Raw genomic sequence first — 26,143 nt, forward strand, 5'->3', positions numbered from 1 at the left:
GTCGGGGGCACTCTACGGGGCTTCACCCCATCCGCCGCGCGACCTCGTTCATGAAGCGCACGTCGTCGTTCGCCGCCAGCCACGGCGCTTCGGCGGCAACCGCGCCCAGCAGGTCGGTCAGGTCGTCCAGCTCGGCCTTGGCGAAATTGCCCAGCACATAGGGCGTCACCCGGTCCTTATGCCCCGGATGGCCGATGCCCAGCCGGATGCGGCGAAAGTCGGGGCCGATATGCGCATCGGTCGAGCGCAGGCCGTTATGCCCGGCATGGCCGCCGCCGACCTTCACCTTCAGCTTGAACGGCGCAAGATCGAGTTCGTCGTGGAACATGGTCACGTCGGCGGGGGCGAGCTTGTAGAAGCGCATCGCCTCACCCACCGATCGACCGCTTTCGTTCATATAGGTGCCGGGTTTGAGCAGCAGCACCTTCTGCGTGCCCACGCGCCCTTCCTGTACCCAGCCCTGGAACGCGCGCTTCGGGGCGGCAAAGCCATGGACCTCGGCGATCGCATCGACGGCCATGAAGCCGATATTGTGGCGATGCATCGCATATTGCGGGCCGGGATTTCCCAGGCCGGTCCAGAGCTGCATTGGCGGGTCCTTTGGGGTGGCTGACGTGGGGCTGTAGCTGGTGCGGGCGGGTTGGTCACGCGCCGGGTTCGGGGTGCGCCGGATCGTCAAGCGCTTCGTCACCCCGGACTTGATCCGGGGTCCCGCTTTCTTGCCGGGCGTCGCAGAAGAAGCGGGCCCCCGGGTTAAGCCCGGGGTGACGACAGGAGGCGTTCGTCGTTCCAGCGGAGGCCGGAATCCTTTGTGTCGGATCGTCGCAATGGAGCCGCGGGCTGGCCGTGTCCGTGAATCCCGGCCTATGCCACGATGACGGTGGTGCGCCGGAACAACGTGCCCCCGAAACGCAAAGGGGAGCGGGACGGCATCGCCATCCCGCTCCCCCTCAGGCAGCACAAGGCGGGGCGGATCAGCCCTCGGCCTTGTCCTCGCCTTCGGCTTCTTCCTCGGCGGCGGCTTCGGCTTCCGCCTCGGCAGCCTGCGCCTCCGCGACTTCGGCGTCGAGCGCTTCGTCTTCCGCGGTCAGCACGGTCGGCTGGGTGATCGTCGCGACGGTGACGGTTTCCGCATCGGCGGCCGTTTCGGCGCCGTTCGGCAGCTTGACGTCCGACAGGTGGATCGAGTCACCGACTTCGCGGCCGGTCAGGTCGACGACGATCTCGGTCGGGATGTTCGACGCTTCGACGGTCAGTTCGATCTCATGCGCCACGACGTTCAGCACGCCGCCGTCCCGCTTGATGCCGGGGGCGTCGTCTTCGTTGACGAACGACACCGGCACGGCGACGGTCACGGTCGCGTTCTTGGCGATGCGCAGGAAGTCGACATGGATCGGCTGGTCGGTTACGACGTCGAACGCCACGTCCTTGGCCAGCGTGCGGACCTTCTTGCCGCCGACGTCGACCATGATGACCGAATTCATGAAGTGGCCGGTCATCAGCGCCTTCATGAGTTCGCGGGCGTTCAGGTGAATGCCCTCCGGGTCCTGCTTGTTGCCATAGATCACGGCGGGGACGCGGCCATCGCGACGCAGGGCACGGGAGGCTCCCTTGCCTGCCCGATCGCGCGTCTCGGCCGACAGATTCAGCGTGTCGCTCATCATGTCTTCCTTGAATGCTTGGTGTATCAGTCTTGCGCGGCCGGGCCTCCAGGGATGACCCCGGCACGAACAAGCGCGGGCGCATAGGGTAGTTCGTAGCGAAAGGCAAGGTTTGGGGGGGGGGCTAGCGCACCCGCGTTACCGCCACCCCCCGCGCGCGCAACCGTTCCTGCACGCTGCCCGGCCCGATCAGGTGTCCGGCACCGACCGCGACGAATCGCTCACCCGGCTGACGCATCCACTCGGCGATCCGCTCCGCCCAGGCGGCGTTGCGCTTGTCGAGCAGGGCCGTGCGTACCGCCGGCCCGGCTTCGTCCATGTCCTCACCCAGCAACCGGTCGAGCGTCGCCATGTCGCCCCGGCCCCAGGTGGCGACGACGTGGTCCATCGCCGGTACCGGATCACGATCGGCGAGGGTGCGGTCCAGCATCATGCGCTGAGCACCTTGCGGCAGGGCGGCGAAGATGCCGAGTTGCTGGCCCAGCGTCTCGAACGCGGTGACCGGCTTGCCCGTCCGCCCGGCAAGCGTCGTCAGCAGCGTTTCGGGCGCGGGGGTGCTGGTATAGCCGGCTTGCGCAAGCGGCTGGGCGGCGAGGACCGTCGCGGCGAACCACGGGGCGGTCGCGTCGAAGGCGTTGCGGGGAAAGCCCAGCTCGGCCGCCCGCCTGCGCAGCCGGCGGTCGAGTTCGGACGGCAAGGGCACGGGGCGGGGCGGCGTGACCTGCACCACCGCCGCGGCCATTTCGTCCGGCGTGGGCTCCACGATTTCGAGGACCAGCGTGTCGCTGGCGGAAAAGGCGTCGGCCACCGCGCCGCTCAGCCACGGCGTGCCCGACCGCAGCTGATGCACCGTGCCGAACAGCCACACCGTCGCATCGCCATCCCGCGCGACCCACAGCGCCGGGGCGAGCGCCGCCGGTGCCGCGACCGGGCTGGCCAGCGACAGCCAGCCGAGCAGCGTGGCGATGACCCGCGCGATCATCCGCGCAGGCGCTGGACGATGCGCAGGGTGACCAGCGCGGCGATGGCCAGCCCCCAGCCGATCATCCCCGGATTGTCGAAGCCGAGCGGAACCGCCGCCAGCGACAGGATCGGCAGTGTCACCAGCGCGACGATCCCACCCAGCGCCAGCGCATCGGTCATCTGTCGGCGCTCCACTTCGTCGGCGGCGCGCCAGATGCGATAGTTGATCGTCACCGCGGCCAGCATGGCGATGGCGGTGGCGATGTAGCTGGCATGGGCTCGCGTGCGGATCGCACGATCCGGCGTCGCCACCGAAGTATGGCCTTCGATCACGCCCATGATGAAGGTGGCGAGGATCGGTGCCACCGCCACCGCGACGATCGCGATCGCCACCCATTTCCACCGCCTCCGCTTGCGCTGTCGTTCGCGGGCGGTGCCCCAGTCCTCAACCATCGACATCATCCTCGAAAATCGCTTCGATCGGCAGGTCGAACAATCGGCTCATGCGGAAGGCGAGCGGGAGCGACGGATCGTGCTTGCCCGTCTCGATCGCGTTTACCGCCTGCCTCGACACGTCGAGCCGCCCGGCCAGTTCCGCCTGGCTCCAGTCGCGTTCCGCGCGCAGGATCTTCAGCCGGTTCTTCACAGGCCGCTCACCGCCAGGACAGCGATACCGCCGCATCGCCCAGCCGCGCCGCAAAGGCGATGCCGCTGGTCGTGGCGGCCTGCACGTCGGGCGCCGCCGCCCGGTCGGATCGGCCGGCCGCCATCGCCGCGACGGCAGCGCACAGCGCGATCACGAGCAGCGTCTGGCGGTTGGTGTCGGGGCGGGGCATCGCGTTGGCCTTCCATGTCAATGACAGGCGACATTGTGTCGTGTTTACCTGACTATCTATCGCTCGATTTGGCTATTGTGTCAATACTACCTGACACGAAGTCGGGCTTCCCTGACACGCGGTTCGCTTGACCGGCGCGCGGCGATCCGGCTAGGCGCGGGGCATTCCCGTATTCAAAGGCGAAACCATGTCCGCCCCGCTCAGCTTCCAGAAAATGATCCTGACGCTCCACGATTATTGGAGCGACAAGGGCTGCGTCATCCTGCAACCCTATGACATGCGCATGGGGGCGGGGACGTTCCACCCGGCGACGACGCTGCGCGCGCTGGGGCCGGAGCCGTGGAATGCCGCCTTCGTCCAGCCTTCGCGCCGGCCGACCGACGGACGCTATGGCGAGAACCCGAACCGGTTGCAGCATTATTACCAGTATCAGGTGATCCTGAAGCCCTCGCCGCCGAATTTGCAGGAGCTGTATCTGGGGTCGCTGGCCGCGATCGGGATCGATTTCAACCAGCACGACATCCGCTTCGTCGAGGACGACTGGGAATCGCCGACGCTGGGCGCGTGGGGCCTTGGCTGGGAAGTGTGGTGCGACGGAATGGAAGTCACCCAGTTCACCTATTTCCAGCAGATGGGCGGCTTCGACTGCAAGCCGGTCGCGGGCGAGCTGACCTACGGCCTCGAACGGCTGGCAATGTATATCCAGGACAAGGACAGCGTGTACGACCTGGCGTTCAACGACTCCGGCGTGACGTACGGCGACGTGTTCCTCGAAAACGAGAAACAGATGTCGAAATGGAATTTCGAGGTCGCCGACACCGACGGCCTGTTCGACCTGTTCAAGAAGGCGGCGGCCGAGTGCGAGAATGCGCTGGCCAACGACGTGCCGATCGCCGCCTATGAACAGGCGATCGAGGCGAGCCATGTCTTCAACCTGCTGAATGCGCGCGGCGTGATCTCCGTCGCCGAGCGGCAGGCCTATATCGGCCGCGTGCGCGATCTGGCGAAGGCATCGTGCGCGAAGTTCATCGAGACGCAGACGCCCGCGTGGCAAGCGAAGTATCCGGGGTGGGTGGCATGACCGATTTTCTGCTCGAACTGCGTAGCGAGGAAATCCCCGCGCGGATGCAGGCCAAGGCGCGTGAGGATCTGGCCAGGCTGTTTGTCGGCGAACTGGCCAAAGCGGGGATCGCCGCGCCGCGGATCACCACCTATGCGACACCGCGCCGCCTGACGCTGATCGCGCATGACCTGCCGGAAGCCACCGAGCCGGTGCGCGAGGAAGTGAAGGGGCCGCGCGCCTCCGCCCCGCCACAGGCGCTGGAGGGGTTCCTGCGCAAGACCGGCCTGACGCGCGAGGATTTGACCGAGCGTGACGGCGTGCTGTTCGCGGTGACCGAGGTGCCGGGGCGCGAGACGGCGACGGTTCTCGCCACCGCGATCCCCGCGATCGTGCGCGCATTCCCGTGGCCCAAGTCGATGCGCTGGGGCACGGCGTCGCTCAGCCCGGAAAGCCCGCGTTGGGTACGGCCGTTGCAGGGCATCGTCGCGCTGTTCGGTGGCGCGGTCGTCCGTTGCGAAGTGGCTGGCGTGACCAGCGGTGCGGAAACGATGGGGCATCGCTTCCATCACGACGGCCCGGTAACGATCACGTCGGCGGACAGCTATGTCGAGACGCTGCGCGACGCCCATGTCATCGTCGACCAGAACGAGCGCGCGGCAATCATCGCCGTCGGCGCCAAGATGGCGGCGCAGGGCGCGGGCCTGACGCTGGTCGAGGATGAAGGGCTGCTGGCGGAGAATGCCGGCCTCACCGAATGGCCGGTGCCGCTGCTCGGCCGCTTCGACGAAGCGTTCTTGGCGGTGCCGCCAGAGGTCATCCAGCTGACCGCGCGGGTGAACCAGAAGTACTTTGTGTGCCGCGACGGCGCGGGGCAGTTGGCGAATGCGTTCGTCTGCACCGCCAACATCGACGCGGCGGACGGCGGCGAGCGGATCGTCGCGGGCAACGCCAAGGTGCTGGCGGCCCGGCTGTCGGATGCGAAGTTCTTCTACGAAACCGATCTGAAGACGCGGCTGGAGGACTTGCGTCCGAAGCTCGACAAGATCGTGTTTCACGAGAAGCTGGGCACTGTCGCCGACAAGGTCGGGCGGGTGGCAAAGCTCGCGCGATGGCTGGTGGAAAGTGGCGTCGTCAAGCCCTCTCCCCTTCAGGGGAGAGGGTTGGGAGAGGGGGTGTCCACTGCCACCTCGGCTCCTGCCGACAGCCCCCTCTCCCCGGCCCTCTCCCCTGAAGGGGAGAGGGAGCAGCTCGCCGACATGGCGGAGCGTGCCGCACATCTGGCGAAGGCAGATCTGGTCACCGGCATGGTCGGCGAATTCCCCGAATTGCAGGGGCTGATGGGCGGCTATTATGCCGCTGCACAGGGCGAGCCGCAGCAAGTCGCCGAGGCGGTGCGCGACCACTACAAGCCGGTCGGGCAGGGGGATGACGTTCCGACTGCGCCGGTGACGGTGGCGGTGGCGCTGGCGGACAAGCTGGACACGCTGGCTATGTTTTTTTGGGCGAAGCAGGTTCCGACCGGTTCGCGCGATCCGTTTGCGCTGCGTCGCGCCGTGATTGCATCGGCAAGGTTGGTTCAGGAGAACCACCTCCGTCTCAACCTAGCGGCCGCTTTTGATAGAGTCATATCGTACAGCTTCATCGACGAATTCGACAAATTTGAGGAAGACGCATCGCGCGATTTCATCCCGCACCTCCTCGATTTTTTCGCCGACCGGCTGAAGGTGCAACAACGCGAGGCCGGCGTCCGCCACGACCTGATCGACGCCGTGTTCGCGCTCGGCGGTGAGGACGATCTCGTCCGCCTGCTCGCCCGCGTCCATGCCCTCCAAGCCTTCGTCACGACCGAGGACGGCACGAACCTGCTCGCCGGCTACAAGCGCGCCGCCAACATCCTGAAGAAGGAAGCGCCGGTCACCAGCAAGCATATCGCGGAAACCGGCGAGGAAGACCCCCTCGCCATGGTCGAGGACCCGGATTTTGCGCCCGTAGTCGCCGAATTGGCGCGGACCAATCGCGAGGCGCGCGACTATGACCGCGAGCCGGCCGAAGCGGCGCTGATCGCCGCGCTCGATGCGGCCGAGCCGCAGGCGGAACGGGCGATCGCGGCGGAGGATTTCGCCGGGGCGATGGCCGCACTCGCCACCCTGCGCGCGCCGATCGACGCCTTCTTCACCGACGTCACGGTCAACGATGCCGACCCGCACAAGCGCGCCGCGCGGCTCGCCTTGCTGGCACGGGTCCGCGACGCGGTGCACCGGGTTGCCGATTTTTCGAAAATCGAGGGCTGACCTATCGGTTTAACCCGTTTAACGGGGGTTGGAACGGGGGGTGATTCGTCGCCCGCTGGCACTACCAAACCCCGTGGCCCTGCGGCCCCGGATGGAAGGGGAACGAGCATGACGCAGTATGTCTATCGGTTCGGCGGCGGGGTTTCGGACGGGGGGTCGGGCGACAAGACCCTGTTGGGCGGCAAGGGCGCGAACCTTGCCGAAATGGCGTCGATCGGCTTGCCGGTACCGCCCGGCTTCACCATCGCGACGACGATGTGCACCCGCTATTACGAGGAGGGGCAGACCTTTCCCGACAGCGTGCGCGAGGAAGTTGCCACCGGCATCGCCCATATCGAGGGGATCACTGGCAAGCGCTTCGGCGACCATGCCGATCCGCTGCTGGTGTCGGTGCGCTCGGGCGCGCGGGTGTCGATGCCCGGCATGATGGACACGGTGCTGAACCTTGGCCTTAACGACCAGACGGTCGAGGGGCTGGCGAACGTGTCGGACGATGCGCGCTTCGCATGGGACAGCTATCGCCGCTTCATCCAGATGTATTCGGACGTCGTGCTCGAACTCGATCATGGCCGGTTCGAGGAAGCGCTGGAGATCGCGAAGGAAGATCGCGGCTATTATCTCGACACCGACCTGACCGCCGACGACTGGCGCGCGCTGGTCGCGCAGTACAAGGACATCGTGGTCGAACTGTGGGGCAAGCCGTTCCCGCAGGACGTGCATGACCAGCTGTGGGGCGCGATCGGGGCGGTGTTCGGGTCGTGGCAGGCGGACCGGGCCAAGGTCTATCGCCGGTTGAACGACATTCCGGGCGACTGGGGCACGGCGGTCAACGTGCAGGCGATGGTGTTCGGCAATATGGGCGACACGTCGGCCACCGGTGTCGCCTTCACCCGCGATCCGTCGACCGGGCAGAACGCCTATTATGGCGAATTCCTCATCAATGCGCAGGGCGAGGACGTGGTGGCGGGCATCCGCACGCCGCAATACCTGACCACCGCGGCGCGCGCGGCGGCGAATGCCAAGCCGCTGTCGATGGAAGAGGCGATGCCCGACGCCTATGGCGAACTGGCCGCCGTATTCGACCGGCTGGAGCGGCATTACCGCGACATGCAGGACATCGAATTCACGGTGCAGCAGGGCAAGCTGTGGATGCTGCAGACCCGCTCGGGCAAGCGCACCGCCAAGGCCGCGCTGAAGATCGCGGTCGACATGGCCGAAGAGGGCCTCATCAGCCGCGAGGAAGCGATCCTGCGCGTCGATCCGCAGGCATTGGACCAGCTGCTCCACCCGACGCTGGACCCTGAGGCCAAGCGCGACGTGCTGACCAAGGGGCTGCCGGCATCGCCGGGGGCCGCCAGCGGCATCGCGGTGTTCGACAGCGACACCGCCGAGCGCCGCTCGAACGCGGGCGATGCGGTGATCCTGATCCGCACCGAAACCTCGCCGGAGGATATCCACGGCATGCACGCGGCGCGCGGCATCCTGACCGCACGCGGCGGCATGACCAGCCACGCGGCGGTCGTGGCGCGCGGCATGGGCCGGCCGTGCGTGTCGGGTGCGGGGTCGATCTCGATCGATGCGAAGGCGGGTGTGATGAAGGTCGCCGGCCGCGAAATCCGCGAGGGCGATATCGTCACCATCGACGGCGCGACCGGCGAGGTGATGGCCGGTGCCGTCGCAACGGTGCAGCCCGAGCTGGCCGGCGATTTCGGCACGCTGATGGAATGGGCCGATGGCGTCCGTCGCCTGAAGATACGCACCAACGCCGAAACCCCGCTCGATTGCCGCACCGCGCGCGATTTCGGCGCGGAAGGCATCGGGCTGTGCCGTACCGAGCACATGTTCTTCGAACAGTCGCGCATCACCGCCGTGCGCCAGATGATCCTGGCCGAAGACGAAGCAGGCCGCCGTGCGGCGCTGGAGCGGCTGCTGCCCGAACAGCGCAGCGATTTCGTCGAGATCTTCGAGGTGATGGTCGGGCTGCCCTGCACCATCCGCCTGCTCGACCCGCCGCTGCACGAATTCCTGCCGCATCAGGAAGCGGAGTTCGCCGAAGTCGCGCAGGCCGCCGGCATCGCCGTCGACCAGCTCAAGCGCCGTGCCGCCGAACTGCACGAATTCAACCCGATGCTCGGCCATCGCGGATGTCGCCTCGGCGTGACCTACCCCGAAATCTACGAGATGCAGGCACGCGCGATCTTCGAAGCGGCGGTGATCGTTGCGGAAAAGTCGGGTGAAGCGCCGATCCCCGAAGTGATGATCCCGCTGGTCGGCACCAAGCGCGAGCTGGAGCTGATGAAGACGGTCGTCGACAAGGCGGCTGAGGCGGTGTTCGCCGACAAGGGCCGGCGGATCGAGTATCTGGTCGGCACGATGATCGAACTGCCGCGCGCCGCGCTGAAGGCGGGCGAGATCGCCGAAGCCGGGCAGTTCTTCTCGTTCGGCACCAACGATCTGACCCAGACGACGCTGGGCGTCAGCCGCGACGATGCCAGCCGGTTCCTGGGCGCCTATGTCGAAAAGGGCATCTACGCGCGCGACCCGTTCGTCTCAATCGATGTCGAGGGCGTGGGCGAGTTGATCGAACTGGCCGCCGAGCGCGGTCGCAAGACGCGCCCCGACATCAAGCTCGGCATCTGCGGCGAACATGGTGGCGATCCGGCGTCGATCGCCTTCTGTGAAAAGGTCGGGCTCGATTATGTCTCGGCCAGCCCGTACCGCGTGCCGATCGCCCGGCTGGCGGCGGCGCAGGCGGCGCTCGCGAAGTGAAGGCGGTGTTCAGCGACCGCCCGCGCGTGACGCGCGACGGCTATGACCGGGTGGGTCCGTTCCACCCGGCCTTCGTGTGGGGCGCGGTGATCGCGTTCGACCTGCTCGTGATCGTCGCGCTGCTGCTGGCGGTGACCAAGATCGGCGACAAGGTCGAGGACGTGGTGTTCCCCGGCGGGACGGAATGGGTGACGTTCTGAACCGATGACGGGGGTGCCGCCCGCATCGCTGCGGGCGGCACCGCGTCAATAGGCGGCGGTGAAGCGGGCGCGGGGGTGGCGATGCGCCTCCAGCTCGTCGACCATCGCGATGGCATAGTCGGCAAAGCTGATCCGGCTGACCCCGGCATCGTCGGTGACCAGCGTATCGGTGCCGATCCGGTACTGGCCGGTGCGCGGGCCGGGTTCGATCAGCGCGGCGGGTGAAAAGAACGTCCAGTCGATATCGTCGACCCCGCGCAACGCGTCGAGGAACGCGATGCCGCCCATCGCGAACGCCCGCCATTCGGCGGGAAATTCGGGCGAATCGATCAGCCGCAGCCCCGGTGCCACCTCCAGGCTGGCCGCGCCGCCGGTCACCAGCAGCCGTTCGACGCCTGCCGTGCGCAACGCGGCGAGCAGGGTATCGGCGGTGACATCGAAATGCAGCGCGCTGACGACTGCATCGACCCCGCCGATCAGCTGCGCCAATGCCCCGGAATGTTGCGCATCGCCCGCGAGCCGGGTGATCCCGTCGCCGGACGGAATTTTTTCGGGATGGCGGGCGATGGCGCGGACGTGATGTCCCCGCCGCGCGAGTTCGCGGGTGATTTCCGAACCCGCATTGCCACTGGCGCCGAGTACCGCAACGATCATGGGATATCTCCACTGGTTTCCAATGGATACCAGGTGCTATAGGGATACCTATGACGCAAGACGGCACTTTCGCGATACCCGGTTTCGCCCAGGATACCGCCTCTCGCCCCGGCGACGTCTACGCCGCCGATTGTCCGACACGGCAGTTGCTCGACCGGATCGGCGACAAATGGAGCGTGCTGGCGCTGTTGCTGCTGGGGGAGGGGCCGATGCGCTTCAACGCGCTGCGCCGTCGGATCGCGGGCGTGTCGCAGAAGGTGCTGAGCCAGACGCTGCGCGCGCTGGAACGCGACGGGCTGGTCGAACGGGCGGTAGTTCCGACCATGCCGGTCGAAGTACGCTACAGCATTACCCCGCTGGGGACGGAACTGATCGAGGCGCTGACGATGATGATCCGTTGGGCGGAACGGCGGTACCCGGCGGTTGCAGCGGCGCAATCGCGGTTCGACGCCCAACGCGTCGAATAGGAGATGACGGGTCCGGCGGCGGCGCCGAACCCGTCCCGACTGCTTTACCCCCAACGGCTGCGATGATCGTCGTCATGACCGGCGCGCAGCATCGCGGCCTGTTCGCGCCAGTGTTCCGCGTCGATCGTGCCCGGACGCAGGCGGAGTTCGTCCTCCAGCGCGCGTTCGTCGGCTTCGCTCAGTCCTTCGATCGCGCGGTAGGTCTTGATCCCGCGCTGGCCGAGAGCGCGTTCTAGGTCGGCGTCGATGCCGCGGATGCGCGAAAGATTGTCGCCACCCCAACCGAAGAAGCCGCCGCTGCTGCTGGTGGCCGCGGCACCGGTCGCTGCGGCTGCTGCGGTGGTCGTCGCCGCGGTGCTGCGCTCCTTGGCCAGCCGGTCGCGCTCCGCCTCGACTTCGCGCAGATGTTCTTCGCGGGTCTTCAGGTCGGCGGCGACTTCGGCGCGATATGCCTTGTGCGCGGCTTCCTCGTCGCGATAGCGCTGCTTCCACTTCTTGCCGCCCGAGGAAGAGGCGAGGCCGAAGAGCCAACCGGCCAACAGGACGAGAGCGAGGACCGCAAACTGGGTCGGCGTCTGGAACAGCATCGTGCAGGCCCCTTGAAAGTGATTACGGGGCAATAACGGACGGGGGCAGACGGCGTTCCCCGCCTGTCCCGGCCAAGGGGCGACGGGCTATTTTGCGAACGCGTCGCTGATGCTGCAGGCCGCCGGGCCGAGGATGACGACGAACAGCGTCGGCAGGATGAACAGGATCAGCGGCACGGTCATGATCGCGGGCAGGCGCGCGGCCTTTTCCTCGGCTCGCATCATGCGTTCGTTGCGGAATTCGGCCGAGAGCACGCGCAGCGCCGAGGCGAGCGGCGTGCCGTATTTCTCGGTCTGGATCATGGTCGTCACCACGCCCTTCACCGCGTCGAGGTTGATGCGCATCGCCAGATTCTCGAACGCCTGGCGCCGTTCGGTCAGGAAGCCCAGCTCGATCGCGGTCAGCGAGAATTCCTCGCCCAGTTCGGGATAGGCCCGACCCAGTTCGCGTGCGACGCGGCCAAAGGCGGCGTCGACGGTCAGGCCGGCTTCGGCGCAGATCACCAGCAGGTCGAGCGCATCGGGCAACCCCTTGCGGATCGCGTCGGTCCGCTTGGTGATCTTGTTCTTGAGGTAAAGGTCGGGCGCCTTGTAGCTGAGGATGAAGGTGCCGGCGACCAAGCCATAGGCCTTCAGTGGCGACCAGTCGGCGAAGGTGTCGGTGCCATAGACGATGTAGAGCATCGGCAGCCCGAACACGATCGGCAGGACCAGCCGTCCGAAGATGACCGCGACCGCCCAGTCCTTCGACCGGATACCCGCCTGCATCAGCTTGAGCTGTGCGGCCTTCAGCTGCGAATCCTGCAGGACCTTCATCGACGACAACAGCTCGCGGATGCGGTCGGTCGCGTCGTTCTTCTGCACCAGCTTCGCGCGCCGCTTGCTGGTCGACGCGGTGATGCCGGCCTTCAGCTGTTCGCGGCGGTCGTTCAGCGCCTTGACCCGGCGGGTCATCGGGTCGCGGGTGGTGGTCGCGACATAGATAGCCAGCATGATCGACAGGACGGCGATGGCCGACAGCGCCGTCGCGACATTGACCATATCGAAGCCGAGCAGCGTGGGATTGGGGGCGGTTACCATCGCATCAGATCTCGAAATTGACCATCTTGGCCATGATGAACGCGCCGATCGCCATCCACAGTGCCCCGCCGAGCCCGGCGATCATCAGCCGCGGATCGACGAAGAAATTCTGCATATAGGTGTCGTTGATGACCCAGATCATGCCGAACACGATGAAGGGCAGCGATCCGACGATATAGGCCGATGCCTTGGATTCCGACGACATCGCCTTGATCTTCAGCTTCATCTGCGACCGCTTGCGCAACACATCGGCCAGGTTGGCGAGCGTTTCGGCAAGGTTGCCGCCGGTTTCGCGCTGGATGGCGATGGTGATGATGAAGAACTGAAATTCGGGCGTGCCCAGCCGGTCGCCGGTTTCCTGCAACGCGGCGTCGAGCGAGCGGCCGATCTTCATCCGGTCGCTGACCAGGCGGAATTCCTCGCCCACCGGGCCGTCGACTTCCTGTCCGACGACGGTCATCGTCTCGGTGATCGGCAGGCCGGAGCGCAGGCCCCGCACCAGCAGTTCGATCGCATCGGGGAATTTGGCGGTAAAGCGGGCGATCCGTTTCTTGATGACCCAGCCGACCGCGAAATGCGGCAGGCCCATGCCCGCGACCAACGCCAGCAGCAGGGCGAGGATCATCGGAAAGCCGCGCAGCATCAACAGGGCAAAGACGCCGACAATGATGCCGAGCGACACCTTGCCATATTGCGCCAGCGTCCAGCTGCGGCCGGTCTTTTGCAGGCGCAGCTTCAGCTGTTCGACATTGGGCAGCAACCGGGCGGCGGCGCGATCCCCCTTGGTCGTGCCGCGGTTGCCGATGCGGCGCATCTGCGCCTCCATCGCCGTCGCGCTGGCGGCGGCGGCATGGCGTTCGCGTACCGCCAGCAGGCGGCGGCTGCGCGCACGGTCGCCCGACGGCCCCGACAGGGCCAGGACCAGCAGCACCAGCGTCATCGCCGCGCCGACCGCCAGCAGCAGGAGGGGGAGCATGTCCATCGCCGAGCTGCCCGCGCCTATTTCTTCTTGGCCAGCGCGGGCAGGCGCGAACGCAGCCCGGCGAGCTTGCCGACCAGCGAGGTCCCGCCCTTGCCCTTGCCCTTGCCCGCGGCCTTTGCGTCGTCATCGTCGCCGGCATCGTTCAGCCGGCACAGATGCCGCGACAGGTCGAGCAGGGGGCTGAGCGCGCGATTGCCCTTGCCCGCTTCCGCCAGCGGCTTGCCGAGCTTGGCCGCCTGTGCCGCCAGTTTGCCGTCCCACGGGATCAGGAAATCGAGCTTGCGTTCGATCGAGCCTTCGAAATCCTTGCGGGTGATTTCCTGGTTCGCCGCCGGCTGCACCTTGTTGCCTACCAGCACGACCGTGACGTGCGACGCGTTGGAGCGGAACCACGACAACAGCCGGATCGTGTCGCGTGCGGAGGCGAGGGTCAGTTCGGTGACGATCACCGCCGTCTGCACCTCCTCCACCAGATGCGGGTAATTCACCAACATGCTGCGCGGCAGGTCGACGATGGTGCATTCGAACGCGGCGCGCATCTCCTCCTGCAACTGGTAGAAGGCGGTGCCGTCGGTCTGGATCGGCGCGTTGATCGGGGCCTCGGCCGACAGGACCGACAGCCGTTCGCCGGCGCGCACCATCGCGCGTTCGATGAACAGCCCGTCGATGCGGCTGGGATTTTCGATCGCGTCGGTCAATCCGCGACCGGGTTCGAGGTCGAGGCCGAGCGCGCCCGTGCCGAAATGGACGTCGAGGTCGAGCAGCGCGGTGCTGCGCTTTTCCTGTTCGCCGCTCAGCCATGCGAGCGAGGTGGCGATGGTCGATGCGCCCGCGCCGCCGCGCGTCCCGATGATCGCGACCGCGCAGTGCGGCCGCTCGGCACTCGCCTCCGCCGCCTTGGGCGCGTGGAGCAGCGCATGGGCCTGCGCGATCGATTCGCGCACCATGTCGGGGTTGAGCGGCTTCAACAGATAGTCGTGGATGCCGCTGGACAGCAGGTCGCGGTACAGGCGCACGTCGTTGACCTGCCCCATCGCGATCACGATCGTTCCCGGCTCGCACACTTCGGCAAGACCGTTGATATCGTTCAGCGGATCGCCCGATTCCGACAGGTCGACGAACAGGACATGCGGGCTGGCCGAAACGGAGAGCGTCTGCACCGCGTTGCGCAGCCCGCCCTTCATGATCTTTTCGACCGGCCAGCCATGATCGGTGGCGACGCCGCGCAGCGTTTCCGCCGAATTCTCGTCGCAGACGAACGCGATGAACGCATCGCGCTGGGTCGATTTGGCCAGGGTGAAGGGGGCGTTCATTACTTGCTGCTCCCCCCGCTCGAACCGCCGCCGCCGACGCTGCCGGCCGAGTTCGAAACCTGCCCGCCATTGCCGCTGGGCGCGGCGCGGCGCAGCGCGCCGACCGCCTTGCTGTTGACCATCGTGTCGGTTGTGTCGGCATTGCCGCGGCCCAGCACCATGTCGCCGGGCCGGGCGACCATCGCCGCCAGGTTGGAATTGATCGCGCAGCCGAAATCGGACGAGGTGTGCGCCCCGAAATTGGGCTGGTAGGTGCGCGAATTGTCGGGGCATCCCGGCACGCTCGCGACCATCCGCGACACGACGACGCGGACGGTGCCGGGGGCCAGCGCACCCGGCGTCGGCGGCACGGCATCGGCGAGCAGCAGGCCGACGCGCGCGGCTTCGGCGGCGATGTCGCCACGCACCGCGTCGTCACCGCTGCCGGCATCGTCCACGCCGATCTCGTCGCCGTAGCGCAGGTGCATCGCTTCCAGCCAGCCGGCCAGCCGGGCGCGCTCGCCCGGTGCCAGCCCGGCGGAACCGGTCGCTACGTCGAACGAATAGGCGGAGCGGCTGACCACCGGTTGATGGACCGATTCGACGCCGCGATTGGGCGTGCCGGTGCAGCCGGCGACCGCGATCGTCGTGCCGAGCGCGAGGATACGGAAAAGGGTCATCGGGGCGTGCCTCACTGAATGCTGAAACCGGGGGCGACGGGCTGGGCGGCGCGACCGCCCTTGCGCGGCGGCGGCGCGGCGGGGGCGGGCGCTGTGGCCTGCGGTTCTACCGGGGCCGGTGCGGTCAGGCCGATCGTCGGCCGTGCCGGCAGCTGCGGCGCCATCGTCGGCACCGGCCGGGGATCGGGTTTGCGCTGGCCCGACAACTGGCCCATCAACACGCGCTCGACGTCGCCGGGGCTGGAATAGGCGTCGGTCGGCAGCGCGATGCGCGACTGGCTGTCGACCGGCTTCACCAGATACGGGGTGATGACGATGACCAGTTCGGTTTCGTTGCGGGTGAACGCGTTCGACCGGAACAGCGACCCCAGCACCGGCAGGTCGCCCAGGCCCGGTGCCTTGTCGATTGAATTGTCGTGGCTGTTCGACAGCAGGCCGCCGATCATCATGCTCTGCCCCGACCCCAGTTCGACCGTCGTTTCGGCGCGGCGGGTGGTGAGCGCGGGGATGGTGGTGCCATCGATCTGCACCGCGCCCGCCGCCGACAGCTGCGACACTTCGGGGCGTACCCGCAGGGAAATACGGCCATCGGCCAGCACGGTCGGGGTATAGGCGAGGCTGACGCCATATTGCTTGTACTGCACCGACACCGCGCCGAATCCCTGGCTGACGGGAATCGGGATTTCGCCGCCCGCCAGGAACGATCCGGTTTCGCCCGACAGGGCGGTCAGGTTCGGATTGGCGAGCGTGGTCACTTGTCCGATCCGTTCGCCAAGATCCAGCGCGCCGAGCAGTTCGAGGCCGAGCAGCTTGCCCGCAAGGTTCAGCGTCGTGCCGTTGGTGCCCTTGGTCGGGAAACCGAACAGCGTACCGCCGGGACGCCCGCCGGTCGTCAGGAAATTGGTATCGGTCGCCGATCCGGGGATGGTGGTGATCGTGCCCTGCCGCCCCTGTGCGATGCCGAACAGGATGCCGCCCGACGGATCGCGCGACGTCATGTTCACGCCGATATTCTTGACGAAGTTGCGGCTGACCTCGGCGATGCGGACCTGCAGGTTGACCTGCAGCGGGGTGGCGAGCTTCAGCCGGTTCACGATGCCGACCTTCAGCGCGACATTGGGGTCGCCGACCGCGACGCCCGGATTGAGCAGCGCGGTGACCAGCCGTTCGGCCTGCGCGCTGTCGGCGGGGGAAGCGATCGTGCCGTTGATGACCGCGATCTGCCCGACCGTGGTCACGCGGATATCGGCTTCCGGCATCGCCGCCTTCAGCATCCGGTCGAGCGAGGTCAGGTTCTGGCCTACGCGGACGTTCGCTGAATAGACGACGGCACCGCTGGCATTGGTGGCGAAAATGGTCGCTTCGCCATCGGCCTTGCCGAACAGGTGGATCTGGCGCGGATTGCCGACATAGACGTCGGCAACGGTCGGGTTCGATACCCACACGTCGACGACGCTGGAGGGCAGCGTGACCAGTTCGCCCTGGCCGATCGACAGCATCACGTCGGTCGTCGGACGCATCGTGCCGGTCGGCGTGCCGACCCGCGCCGCGCGGACGGCGGCGGTGCCGGGGGCGGCGATCGCGGCGGCGGGCAGTGCCGATCCGGCGACCAGCGCGACCGAGAGGGTCGCGGCCAGCGACCGGTGGAGCAGGTTCATGCCAGGCATTATTTGGTTCCTCCGACCGGCACGGCGGTCACGTCATTGCCGCGGGTGATCCGCACGACCGGCCCGGCCGGTGCGGCGGGCGTCGTCGGCCCGCCGGGTGTCATCGTCGGGGACGAAGCGGGGGCGGCGCCGCCATCGGCCATCATGCCGGCCTTGCCCGGCACCGAGCTGCGCTGGAACCGCGACACGTCGGCGCCGGTGGAAAAGGTCGACCCGCCGTCGATCGGGCGGCTGGACACGCGGGCCAGCGCTGCCTTTTCCGCCTTCGGATCGCCATTCGCGGGCAGTTGCACGTCGCCGCTGGCGATCGCTTCTTCCAGTTCCGCTCCATTGTCGGCGATCGAGCGCAGCGACAGCGACAGCGTACCGACGGTCTGCGCGACCGCGATCTTTTCGGCGATGCGTGGCGTCGCCTCGACGGTGACCGTCGAATAGGTCGATACCAGCGTCTTGCCCTGGTCATCGGTATTCTTGTCGGTGCGCTGGTCGGTCGCCAGCACGCGCAGGTTGCGCAGGAACGTCTCCGCCGCCTTCAGCGGGGCACCGTCGCCACCGCCCGGCACGTTCTGCGTCAGGACCAGGTCCACCCGGTCACCGGGGAACACGAAGCCCGCCACCGCGCTCTGCGCCGATACCGGCACGGTCACCGCGCGCATCCCCGGCCCGAGTGCCGCGGCAAGGAAGCCCCGGTCGCCCGGCTTCACCAGCGCGCCCTGCGTGATCGGCTGTCCGGCGGGGATCGCGAAGCGAACGACCGTGCCGACCATGTTGCGCGATTCGGGCATGGATTCGAGGAAATAGGCGTTCTCGACCAGTTCCTTGGGCCAAGGCTGGAACCGCAATGCGGTCGCGTCGATGATCGTCCCGACCGGCAGCGCCTTGGTCGCCACCAGCACGCGCGGGCCGTCGATCGGCGCGGCGGCGGGGGCGGCGGTTGCCATCGGTGCGGAGGCGCCGGCCATCAGGCTGCGGGCCATGAACGCGGTCAGCCCCGCGACCATCAGCGCCCCAAGCAGCAGGAACAGTTTGCGAGAATCCATGACGTCGGTGGCCTTTCAATTCGTCTGGCCGGTTGATTCGCCGTTAAGCATCACCGAAATGGGTTAAGAACGGGTTCGCGATGGCGAGCATCCCGGCGATGGCGATGGCGATGCCGTACGGAATCTCCGCCACCTGTGCCGCGCGCCGCCGCCAGCGATCGGCGAGGAACAACAGCGTCAGCACCCCGCCCAGCAGCGACATCACGACCAGCATCGACAGCACCGCCCCCGGCGGCAGCCATAGCGCGAGCGCGGCAATCATCTTCACATCGCCGCCGCCCATCTGCCCGGCGGCAAAGGCGGCGAGGAACAGGGCAAAGACGATTCCGGCCACGCCGACCTGCCACGCGATGTCGATGCCGCTAAGGCCATTGGCCCACCACCACGGCAGCGCCAGCAGCGCGATCGCCGCATTTTTCCAATTTGCGATTTCGCGGGTTCGTGCATCCTCGATACCGGCGATGACCAGCAACAGCAGCAGCGCGAGCGCCAGCCAAGGAACGACGATATCCCCCATGTCGTTAAGCCCTAGACGTAAGGGGTTTCGAAACCGTAACCGGATCCATGGCTGCCCACGCCCTATACCGCCGTGCGATTCCCGCCGCCGCCACCATCACCCGGTGGCAGGCGCCCGACGGCTGGTCGCACCGCCGGTTCGACTGGGCGGCGCCCGCCAATGTCCGCCCGCGCGGCAGCCTGTTGTTCCAGACCGGGCGCGGCGACATGTTCGAGAAATATCTGGAAGCCTTCGCCCATTGGCATGTGCGCGGATGGAGCATCACCGCGTTCGACTGGCGCGGGCAGGGCGGGTCGGGCCGCTGCACCCCGGCGGGCGATTGCGGCGATATCGACCGGTTCGAAACCTATCTGGACGACCTGACCGCCTTCTGGAACCAGTGGACGGCCGAGGGGCCGCGCGTGCTGATCGGCCATTCGATGGGCGGGCATCTGGCGCTGCGCGGCGTGGTCGAACGGCGGGTCGATCCGGCGGCGTGCGTGCTGGTCGCGCCGATGCTGGGGCTACGCTCGCCGATCGGCCCGCGCTTCGGCGAACGGATGGCGCGGGTGCTGGCCGCGATGGGCAGCCCGCTGCGCCCGGCATGGAAGGGGAACGAGCGCCCGCACACCGTCCGCCCGCGCGAGGCGCTGCTGACGCACGACCCGGCACGCTATTCGGACGAGCTGTGGTGGCAGGGGACCGATGCGGCGCTGCGCACCGGGCCGCCCAGCTGGCGCTGGGTGATCGATGCGTTCCGCTCGACCCGCGAACTGCGCACCGACCCGGCACTTGGGCACGTCCGCGTACCGATCCAGATGCTGGTCGCCGATGCCGACGCACTGGTCGATCCGCGCGCCGCGGTAGAGGTCGCCGGACGCCTGCCCGATATCGAGCTGCTGCGCTTCGGGCCGGAATCGGCGCATGAAATCCTGCGGGAGATCGACCCGATCCGGTCGCGGGCGATCGCGGCGATCGACGCGTTCCTCGACGCCCGCGCGCCCGCGCCGCACCGGGCGCACGCATGACGCGCAGGCGGGTGGCGATTATCGGCGCGGGGATGGGCGGGGCGAGCCTTGCCGCCGAACTGGCCGCGACCGACGACGTGATCCTGATCGAAGCCGAGTCGCAGCCGGGCTTCCATGCGACCGGGCGGTCGGCGGCGTTCTGGTCGGAAACCTATGGCGGGCCGCTGGTCCAGCCGCTGACCACCGCATCGGGCCCGTTCCTCCACGCGCCGCCGCCGGAATTCGCGCCCCGCGGATTCCTGCGCACGCGCGGCGAACTGCTGCTGGCGCGCGACGCTGGCGTGCTGGCGGCGATGGCGGCGGAGTTCGCCGCGACCGGCGTGCCGATCGCCTGGCGCGACCCGCATGGCGTGATCGACGGGCTGCGGGGGCAGTGGCACGCGCTGTGGTCGCCGGGCTGCGCCGATATCGATGTCGGCGCGCTCCACGCCGCCTATCTGGCAAAGGCGCGGCGCGGCGGGGTCGATCTGCGCTGCGACGCGCGGGTGACTGGTGCGCAGCGTACCGACGGGCGGTGGATGTTGAAGACGGCGGCGGGTGAAATCATCGCCGCCGATGTGGTGGTCAACGCCGCCGGGGCGTGGGCCGATGACGTTGCCGCGCTGCTCGGCGCCGCGCCGCAGGGCATCCGCCCCTATCGCCGGACGGTGGTGCAGGTCCGGGTCGACCCGCCGGCACCCGCCGACCTGCCGCTGGTGCTGGATGCGGCGGGCGGGTTCTACTTCAAGCCCGAGCCCGGCGGTCGCCTCTGGCTGACCCCGCATGACGAAACGCCCGACCGGCCGCACGACGTCGCACCCGAGGAGATCGACGTCGCGCTGGCCATCGACCGGTTCGAGGCGGCGGTCGACTGGCGGGTCGAGGCGGTCGAGCGGCGCTGGGCGGGCCTGCGCAGCTTCGCGCCCGACCGCCTGCCGGTCTATGGCTTCGACCCGCACGTCCCGGGGTTCTTCTGGTGTGCGGGGCAGGGCGGCTTCGGCATCCAGACCGCGCCCGCCGCCGCGCAACTCTGCGCCGCACTGCTGGGCGTCGGGAAAGTGCCGCAAGGGGTCGACGCGACCGTCTATTCGCCGCATAGATTGTCGGAGTAATTTGCGACACCCATTTACGTTAGCGCTATCAGTACCTATCTGGGCGCCAACACTTTTGCGCAAAGAGGATGCACATGACGATCACCGGCGAACTGTTCCTGGGTTCGAAGCGCGTCGCCCGCGACGACCAGTTCCAGGCCTATGACCCCGCAACCGGCGCACTGTTCGGCGAAGGTTTTTCGAAGGGCACGAAGGAAGATGCCGAGGAAGCGTGTGCCCGCGCCGCTGCCGCCTTCCCGATCTATGCCGCGCTGCCGCTCGAACAGCGCGCCGGCTTCCTCGACGCGATCGCTGACGAGATCGAGGGGCTGGGCGATGCGCTGATCGAGCGCGGCAGCCGTGAAACCGGCCTGCCGACCGCGCGCCTGACCGGCGAGCGCGGCCGTACCTGCGGTCAGCTGCGCCTGTTCGCCAAGGAAGTGCGCGACGGCGCGTGGCAGCAGCTGCGCATCGACCATGCCGATCCGGCCCGCGCGCCGGTGCCCAAGCCCGACCTGCGCCTGCGCACCGTGCCGGTCGGCCCGGTCGTCGTGTTCGGCGCGTCGAACTTCCCGCTCGCCTTCTCGACCGCCGGTGGCGACACCGCCTCGGCGCTGGCGGCGGGCTGCACCGTTATCGTGAAGGCGCACCAGGCGCATCCGGGCACCGCCGAACTGGTCGCCTCGGCGATCATCAAGGCGGCGGAAAAGACCGGCATGCCCGACGGCGTGTTCTCGATGGTGTCGGGCGCGGGCCAGACGATCGGCACTGCGCTGGTCGCCGATCCGCGTATCCAGGCGGTGGGCTTCACCGGATCGCGTGCCGGCGGCACCGCACTGATGAAGGTCGCGCAGGACCGTGCGCAGCCGATCCCGGTCTATGCCGAAATGTCGTCGATCAACCCGGTCGTGCTGATGCCCGAAGCGCTCAAGAACCGCGGCGAGGCGCTGGCGAAGCAGTATGTCGGGTCGCTCAGCATGGGTGCGGGCCAGTTCTGCACCAATCCGGGCCTCGTCCTTGGCATTGCCGGGCCGGAGCTCGACGCGTTCCTCGACACGGCCGGTGAAGCGCTGCTCGGCACCCCGGCGCAGGTCATGCTGACCGACGGCATCCACAAGGCGTTCGAGGAAGGCCGCGCAAAGCTCGCGTCCAGCCCCGCCGTGACGCTGGTCGGTGAAGGCGCCGAACCGGAAGGCCCGACGCGCGGTCGTGCGGCGATCTTCGCCGTGTCGGGCAAGGACTTCATCGCCGACCCGGCGCATGCGCACGAAGTGTTCGGCATGTCGTCGGTCGTCGTGAAGTGCACGGACGCCGACGAACTGGTCGAGGTGCTGAGCAAGCTGGAAGGACAGCTGACCGCGACGCTGCAGATCGACGAGGGCGATTACGACGACGCGCGCAAGCTGATCCCGGTGCTGGAACGCACCGTCGGCCGCATCCTGTGCAACGGCTGGCCGACCGGCGTCGAAGTGGGCCATGCGATGGTCCATGGCGGGCCGTTCCCGGCGACGTCGGACGGGCGCACGACCTCGGTCGGCACGCTCGCCATCGACCGCTTCCTGCGGCCGGTGTCGTATCAGGACTTCCCGGAAGCGCTGCTCCCCGAAGCCCTGCGCGAAGGGAACCAGCAGGGCGCGCTGGCGCGGATCGACGGAGCGTGGACGCTCGGCTGATAGCCGTTTGATCCGCTAGCGCGGATGCGGGCCGGCACCGTGCGCAAGGACATAAGGAGGCGGCGGGTCGTTGATCCGCCGCCGCTTTTCGTTTTGGATGCTGTGATGGACGACGATACGATCATCGATACCCCCGAAGGCCCGAAGCGCTGGGGGGACTGGAAGAAGAAGAACCCGGTGCAGGTGCCGTCGCGGCGGACCAAGGGCAAGGATTTGCCGAACAAGGTGAAGATTCGGACGGATGAGTGAGGGCGTACGCGCTGGAATGCCCCCCCGTTCGTGCTGAGTAGGGACTGAGCTTGTCGAAGGCCCGTATCGAAGCATCCGCTGCCACGGTCCTTCGATACGCCATTTCGACAGGCTCAATGGCTACTCAGGACGAACGGTTGGGGCGGTTTCCCTACCCATCCCTCACCCACCCCGTTCAGTTCGAGCAGTTCCTCCCTCTCCCCACCCACCCCGTTCGGTTCGAGCAGCTTCGAGCTTGTCGAGAAGCGTCCGTCGAGAACGGGTCGTTTGAGGCAACCCCGTTCTCGACAGGCTCGAACCGAACGGACAAAGGAAGGGAAGGGAACCCCTACCGCCGCCCGGCCAACCAGATCACATGCCGCGCGCCCTTGGTCCCGCGCGCCCGCACGACCTGTTCGTCGACCAGATAGCCGCAATCCTTCAGCCGCCGGGTGAACACCGCGTCGGCATAGGCGGACCAGATCGCCAGCACCCCGCCCGAGCGCAGCGCCCGCTGCGTCACCTGAAGCCCGCGCGACGAATACAGCTTGTCGTTCCCGGCATGGGTCAGCCCGTCCGGGCCATTGTCGACATCCAGCAGCACCGCGTCCCAGCCGCCCTGTTCGATCGCCCGCGCGACATCGCCGACCACGATCCGCACGCGTGGATCATCGAGGCAGCCATCGAAGATATGCGCCAACGGCTCGCGCGCCCATTCAACGATCTTCGGCACCAGTTCGGCGACCACCACCTCGGCATCGGCCGGCAAAATCTTCAGCGCGCGGCGGAGCGTAAAGCCCATGCCCAGCCCGCCGATCAGCACGCGGGCTTGCCTGCGCCCGGTCAGGTGCGCACAGCCGAGATCGGCCAGCGCCTCTTCCGATGCCGACATGCGGCTGCTCATCAATTCGTTGCGGTCGAGGACGATCATGAAATCGTCGCCGCGCTGGACGAGGCGCAGTTCGACGTCATCGCCGGGGACCTGCGCGGTGTCGATCAGGATGCGTGGGATCATTGGTTCAACGCTGCATCGCTGGCGAGCTTGTCGGCCCGCTCGTTATCGGGATGGCCGGCATGGCCCTTGACCCAGATCCATTCGATCCGGTGCGGCTTGGCGGCGGCGAGCAGGTCCTGCCACAGCTCGGCATTCTTGACCGGCTGGCGCGCGGCGGTCTTCCACCCGTTCTTCTGCCAGCCCTTGATCCACTTGGTCAGGCCATCCATCACATAGCGGCTGTCGGTCGACAGGATTACCCGGCACGGGCGCTTGAGTGCGCGCAGGCCCTCGATCGCGGCCATCAGCTCCATGCGGTTGTTGGTCGAGACTTTTTCACCACCTGACAATTCGCGTTCGCGGCCATCGGCGGCGCGCAGCACCGCGCCCCAGCCGCCGGGGCCGGGATTGCCCTTGCACGCGCCATCGGTCGCGATTTCCACGCGGGGGAGTTCAGCGGTCTCGGTCATGCGAAGGCGGTCGGGTTCGCGTCATACCAGTCGAGCCGGCGGAGATAGGCGAGCGGGTCCTTGCGCGTCACCAGCGCATCGGCGGGCGTGTTGATCCAGTCCCACGCGCGGGTCAGCAGGAACCGGATGCACGCGCCCTTCGCCAGCAACGGCAGCGCGGCGACCTCGGCCTCGCTCAGCGTTGCCTGCGTGGCGTATCCCGCCAGCAGCGCCCGTCCGATCGCCGGGTCGAGCGCCACGCCCTTCGCATCGAAGCTCCACGCCGAATGGGTGATCGCAACGTCATAGGCGATGATGTCGGTGCAGGCGAAATAGAAGTCGATCAGCCCGGTCACGCGCTCGCCGAGCATCAGGACATTGTCGGGGAACAGGTCGGCATGGATCGCGCCGGTCGGCAGGTCGGTGGGCCATGCCGCGACCACCGTGTCCAGCGCATCGCCGACCCGGGCACGCAGGCCCGGCTGGATCGAATCGAGCTGATCGGCGCAGTCGGCGAACAGCTTCGGCCATGCCGCAACACCCATCGAATTGGCGCGGGTCGGTGCGAAATCGCGCAGACCACGATGCAGCGCGCCCAGCGCGGCACCCGCCGCATGCGCCTGTTCGACCGTCGGATGGCTGACCGATACGCCCGACAGAAACTCGATCAGGCATGCGGGGCGACCCTCCAGCGTCTGGATCACCTGTCCCGCCCGGTCGGGCAGCGCGCGCGGCACCGGGTTGCCAGCACGGGCAAGTGCATCGGTCATCGCGAAGAAGAACGGCAGGTCGGCAAGGTCGACCCGCTTTTCATACAGCGTCAGGATGAACCGGCCGGTCGTGGTGTCGACCAGATAGTTGCTGTTCTCGACCCCCTCGGCGATCCCCTTGGCCGATACCAGTTCGCCATGGTCGTAAGCAGACAGGAAGCGCGCGAGCGCCTCCGCCGACACCTGCGTATAGACCGCCATTACGCGGCTTCGAGGCCACGCGGCAGCTTGAACGCGATCGTCTCGCGCGTCATCTCGACCTCGCGCTCGGTCACGTCGAAGCGGGTGGCGATGCGGTCGACCAGCTCGCGCACCAGCACTTCGGGCGCCGACGCGCCGGCAGTGATGCCGAGCGTGCCGACCCCCTCCAGCCATGCGAAGTCGAGTTCGGCGGCGCGCTGGATCAGCTTGGCCGACGTGCCTTCGCGCTCGGCCACTTCGACCAGCCGCACCGAGTTCGACGAATTGGGCGCACCGATCACCAGCATCATGTCGCAGCTTTGCGCGATCGCCTTCACCGCATTCTGGCGGTTGGAGGTCGCATAGCAGATGTCGTCGGCCTTGGGCGCGACGATCGTCGGGAAACGGGCGATCGTCGCCTCGACGATGGCGCGGGTGTCGTCGACCGACAGCGTGGTCTGCGTCAGGAAGGCGAGGTTGTCGGGATCGGCGGGGTTCAGCGCCGCCACATCCTCGACCGTTTCGATCAGCGTCATCTGCCCCTCGGGCACCTGGCCGAACGTACCGATGACTTCGGGATGACCGGCATGGCCGACGAACAGGATGTGGCGGCCGCTCGCGACCAGCCGTTCGGCCTGGCGATGGACCTTCGACACCAGCGGGCAGGTCGCGTCGAGATAGTCGAGGCCGCGCTGGCTGGCCGCCGCGGGCACCGACTTGGGCACGCCGTGTGCGGAGAAGACGACCGGCACGCCGTCGGGCACCTGATCCAGCTCCTCGACGAAGATCGCGCCCTTGGCCCGCAGCGAATCGACCACGAACTTGTTGTGGACGATTTCGTGGCGGACATAGACCGGCGCGCCATGCTTCTGGATCGCCAGCTCGACGATCTGGATCGCGCGGTCGACCCCGGCACAGAAGCCGCGCGGGGCGGCGATGAGCAATTCGATGGCGGGGCGCTGGCTCTCGGTCATGGGGTTCGCGCTTACAGCTTGTTGGGGGACACGCCAAGGTGCGGCAGGC

The 26,143-nt window shown here is 67.7% G+C and carries 28 protein-coding genes; 9 read left to right on the forward strand and 19 right to left on the reverse strand.

From position 1 onward, the window contains the following. Nucleotides 1-22: 22 nt before the first annotated feature. The 6 genes from pth to ASE58_RS05780 all read right to left on the reverse strand — a co-directional run bounded on the left by pth (nucleotide 23) and on the right by ASE58_RS05780 (nucleotide 3,460). Nucleotides 23-589: an aminoacyl-tRNA hydrolase gene (gene pth, locus ASE58_RS05755; RefSeq protein WP_055758940.1), complete on the reverse strand. Its 567-nt coding sequence runs from the start codon at nucleotides 587-589 to the stop codon at nucleotides 23-25. 385 nt (nucleotides 590-974) lie between these two features. Beyond that, nucleotides 975-1,661: a 50S ribosomal protein L25/general stress protein Ctc gene (locus ASE58_RS05760; protein ID WP_055759351.1), complete on the reverse strand. Its 687-nt coding sequence runs from the start codon at nucleotides 1,659-1,661 to the stop codon at nucleotides 975-977. Between the two features lie 124 nt (nucleotides 1,662-1,785). Then, the gene (locus tag ASE58_RS05765) at nucleotides 1,786-2,643 is read right to left on the reverse strand and encodes a TraB/GumN family protein (RefSeq protein ID WP_055818658.1); all 858 of its coding nucleotides are present in this window, start codon (nucleotides 2,641-2,643) and stop codon (nucleotides 1,786-1,788) included. Further along, the gene (locus ASE58_RS18115) at nucleotides 2,640-3,086 is read right to left on the reverse strand and encodes a hypothetical protein (RefSeq protein ID WP_055818661.1); all 447 of its coding nucleotides are present in this window, start codon (nucleotides 3,084-3,086) and stop codon (nucleotides 2,640-2,642) included. The genes ASE58_RS05765 and ASE58_RS18115 overlap by 4 nt, the downstream gene beginning before the upstream one ends. Continuing rightward, complete coding sequence (locus tag ASE58_RS05775; protein ID WP_055758951.1) at nucleotides 3,070-3,270, reverse strand: helix-turn-helix transcriptional regulator; 201 nt, start codon at nucleotides 3,268-3,270, stop codon at nucleotides 3,070-3,072. Before ASE58_RS05775 ends, ASE58_RS18115 begins: the two co-directional genes overlap by 17 nt. 7 nt (nucleotides 3,271-3,277) lie before the next feature. Further along, entirely contained in the window at nucleotides 3,278-3,460 is a 183-nt protein-coding gene (locus tag ASE58_RS05780; protein ID WP_055818663.1) for a hypothetical protein, read from the reverse strand. A gap of 214 nt (nucleotides 3,461-3,674) precedes the next feature. On the opposite strand from ASE58_RS05780, the gene ASE58_RS05785 reads away from it, so the two are divergent. The 4 genes from ASE58_RS05785 (at nucleotide 3,675) to ASE58_RS05800 (ending at nucleotide 9,783) form a co-directional block, all read left to right on the forward strand. Then, nucleotides 3,675-4,541 (forward strand): glycine--tRNA ligase subunit alpha, encoded by an 867-nt coding sequence (locus ASE58_RS05785; protein WP_055819546.1) that lies wholly within the window; start codon nucleotides 3,675-3,677, stop codon nucleotides 4,539-4,541. Continuing rightward, nucleotides 4,538-6,814: a glycine--tRNA ligase subunit beta gene (gene glyS, locus ASE58_RS05790; protein WP_055818665.1), complete on the forward strand. Its 2,277-nt coding sequence runs from the start codon at nucleotides 4,538-4,540 to the stop codon at nucleotides 6,812-6,814. The genes ASE58_RS05785 and glyS overlap by 4 nt, the downstream gene beginning before the upstream one ends. 108 nt (nucleotides 6,815-6,922) lie before the next feature. Then, nucleotides 6,923-9,583, forward strand: coding sequence for a pyruvate, phosphate dikinase (gene ppdK, locus ASE58_RS05795; protein ID WP_055818667.1), 2,661 nt, complete (start codon nucleotides 6,923-6,925; stop codon nucleotides 9,581-9,583). Continuing rightward, nucleotides 9,580-9,783: a hypothetical protein gene (locus ASE58_RS05800; protein ID WP_055818669.1), complete on the forward strand. Its 204-nt coding sequence runs from the start codon at nucleotides 9,580-9,582 to the stop codon at nucleotides 9,781-9,783. The genes ppdK and ASE58_RS05800 overlap by 4 nt, the downstream gene beginning before the upstream one ends. A 45-nt stretch (nucleotides 9,784-9,828) precedes the next feature. Here ASE58_RS05800 and ASE58_RS05805 read toward each other — a convergent pair whose 3' ends face one another. Beyond that, on the reverse strand, nucleotides 9,829-10,437 hold the full coding sequence (locus ASE58_RS05805) for an NAD(P)-dependent oxidoreductase (protein ID WP_055818671.1): 609 nt from the start codon (nucleotides 10,435-10,437) through the stop codon (nucleotides 9,829-9,831). A gap of 50 nt (nucleotides 10,438-10,487) precedes the next feature. Between ASE58_RS05805 and ASE58_RS05810 the strand changes: the two genes are divergently transcribed. After that, on the forward strand, nucleotides 10,488-10,904 hold the full coding sequence (locus ASE58_RS05810; RefSeq protein ID WP_055818672.1) for a winged helix-turn-helix transcriptional regulator: 417 nt from the start codon (nucleotides 10,488-10,490) through the stop codon (nucleotides 10,902-10,904). 44 nt (nucleotides 10,905-10,948) lie between these two features. On the opposite strand, the gene ASE58_RS05815 is transcribed toward ASE58_RS05810, so the two are convergent. The 8 genes from ASE58_RS05815 to ASE58_RS05850 all read right to left on the reverse strand — a co-directional run bounded on the left by ASE58_RS05815 (nucleotide 10,949) and on the right by ASE58_RS05850 (nucleotide 18,749). Next, nucleotides 10,949-11,491: a hypothetical protein gene (locus ASE58_RS05815; protein WP_055818674.1), complete on the reverse strand. Its 543-nt coding sequence runs from the start codon at nucleotides 11,489-11,491 to the stop codon at nucleotides 10,949-10,951. 87 nt (nucleotides 11,492-11,578) lie between these two features. After that, complete coding sequence (locus tag ASE58_RS05820) at nucleotides 11,579-12,571, reverse strand: type II secretion system F family protein (protein WP_055818677.1); 993 nt, start codon at nucleotides 12,569-12,571, stop codon at nucleotides 11,579-11,581. A gap of 4 nt (nucleotides 12,572-12,575) precedes the next feature. Continuing rightward, a complete protein-coding gene (locus ASE58_RS05825; protein ID WP_055818678.1) occupies nucleotides 12,576-13,553 on the reverse strand; it encodes a type II secretion system F family protein in 978 nt (325 codons plus the stop codon). Nucleotides 13,554-13,570: 17 nt separating this feature from the next. Further along, a complete protein-coding gene (locus tag ASE58_RS05830) occupies nucleotides 13,571-14,866 on the reverse strand; it encodes an AAA family ATPase (protein WP_055818680.1) in 1,296 nt (431 codons plus the stop codon). Beyond that, the gene (locus ASE58_RS05835) at nucleotides 14,866-15,525 is read right to left on the reverse strand and encodes a CpaD family pilus assembly protein (protein ID WP_055818681.1); all 660 of its coding nucleotides are present in this window, start codon (nucleotides 15,523-15,525) and stop codon (nucleotides 14,866-14,868) included. Before ASE58_RS05835 ends, ASE58_RS05830 begins: the two co-directional genes overlap by 1 nt. 11 nt (nucleotides 15,526-15,536) lie before the next feature. After that, nucleotides 15,537-17,192, reverse strand: coding sequence for a type II and III secretion system protein family protein (locus ASE58_RS05840; protein WP_082467691.1), 1,656 nt, complete (start codon nucleotides 17,190-17,192; stop codon nucleotides 15,537-15,539). After that, a complete protein-coding gene (cpaB, locus tag ASE58_RS05845; protein WP_055818689.1) occupies nucleotides 17,192-18,232 on the reverse strand; it encodes a Flp pilus assembly protein CpaB in 1,041 nt (346 codons plus the stop codon). The genes ASE58_RS05840 and cpaB overlap by 1 nt, the downstream gene beginning before the upstream one ends. Nucleotides 18,233-18,275: 43 nt before the next feature. Beyond that, entirely contained in the window at nucleotides 18,276-18,749 is a 474-nt protein-coding gene (locus ASE58_RS05850) for an A24 family peptidase (RefSeq protein ID WP_055818691.1), read from the reverse strand. Between the two features lie 47 nt (nucleotides 18,750-18,796). On the opposite strand from ASE58_RS05850, the gene ASE58_RS05855 reads away from it, so the two are divergent. The 4 genes from ASE58_RS05855 to ASE58_RS17820 all read left to right on the forward strand — a co-directional run bounded on the left by ASE58_RS05855 (nucleotide 18,797) and on the right by ASE58_RS17820 (nucleotide 22,748). Then, nucleotides 18,797-19,756, forward strand: coding sequence for an alpha/beta fold hydrolase (locus tag ASE58_RS05855; RefSeq protein ID WP_055818694.1), 960 nt, complete (start codon nucleotides 18,797-18,799; stop codon nucleotides 19,754-19,756). Then, nucleotides 19,753-20,847: an NAD(P)/FAD-dependent oxidoreductase gene (locus ASE58_RS05860; protein ID WP_055818697.1), complete on the forward strand. Its 1,095-nt coding sequence runs from the start codon at nucleotides 19,753-19,755 to the stop codon at nucleotides 20,845-20,847. The genes ASE58_RS05855 and ASE58_RS05860 overlap by 4 nt, the downstream gene beginning before the upstream one ends. A gap of 74 nt (nucleotides 20,848-20,921) precedes the next feature. Further along, nucleotides 20,922-22,499: an aldehyde dehydrogenase (NADP(+)) gene (locus tag ASE58_RS05865; RefSeq protein ID WP_055818700.1), complete on the forward strand. Its 1,578-nt coding sequence runs from the start codon at nucleotides 20,922-20,924 to the stop codon at nucleotides 22,497-22,499. A gap of 24 nt (nucleotides 22,500-22,523) precedes the next feature. After that, on the forward strand, nucleotides 22,524-22,748 hold the full coding sequence (locus tag ASE58_RS17820) for a hypothetical protein (RefSeq protein ID WP_156347623.1): 225 nt from the start codon (nucleotides 22,524-22,526) through the stop codon (nucleotides 22,746-22,748). A 328-nt stretch (nucleotides 22,749-23,076) separates the two neighbouring features. Here the strand turns inward: ASE58_RS17820 and ASE58_RS05870 are convergent, their stop codons facing one another. Genes ASE58_RS05870 through ispH form a run of 4 tightly spaced genes read right to left on the reverse strand, consistent with a single transcriptional unit; the run spans nucleotide 23,077 to nucleotide 26,094 of the window. After that, nucleotides 23,077-23,742, reverse strand: a complete 666-nt coding sequence (locus ASE58_RS05870; RefSeq protein WP_055818703.1) for a hypothetical protein — start codon at nucleotides 23,740-23,742, stop codon at nucleotides 23,077-23,079. Next, a complete protein-coding gene (rnhA, locus tag ASE58_RS05875) occupies nucleotides 23,739-24,191 on the reverse strand; it encodes a ribonuclease HI (protein ID WP_055818706.1) in 453 nt (150 codons plus the stop codon). Before rnhA ends, ASE58_RS05870 begins: the two co-directional genes overlap by 4 nt. Continuing rightward, nucleotides 24,188-25,141 carry a homoserine kinase gene (gene thrB / locus ASE58_RS05880; RefSeq protein WP_055818709.1) on the reverse strand — a complete coding sequence of 318 codons (954 nt, stop codon included), beginning with the start codon at nucleotides 25,139-25,141 and terminating at the stop codon, nucleotides 24,188-24,190. The genes rnhA and thrB overlap by 4 nt, the downstream gene beginning before the upstream one ends. Then, on the reverse strand, nucleotides 25,141-26,094 hold the full coding sequence (gene ispH, locus ASE58_RS05885) for a 4-hydroxy-3-methylbut-2-enyl diphosphate reductase (protein WP_055759010.1): 954 nt from the start codon (nucleotides 26,092-26,094) through the stop codon (nucleotides 25,141-25,143). The genes thrB and ispH overlap by 1 nt, the downstream gene beginning before the upstream one ends. Between the last annotated feature and the right edge of the window lie 49 nt (nucleotides 26,095-26,143).

It is taken from the genome of Sphingomonas sp. Leaf9 (assembly GCF_001421355.1).
Lineage (GTDB): Bacteria > Pseudomonadota > Alphaproteobacteria > Sphingomonadales > Sphingomonadaceae > Sphingomonas.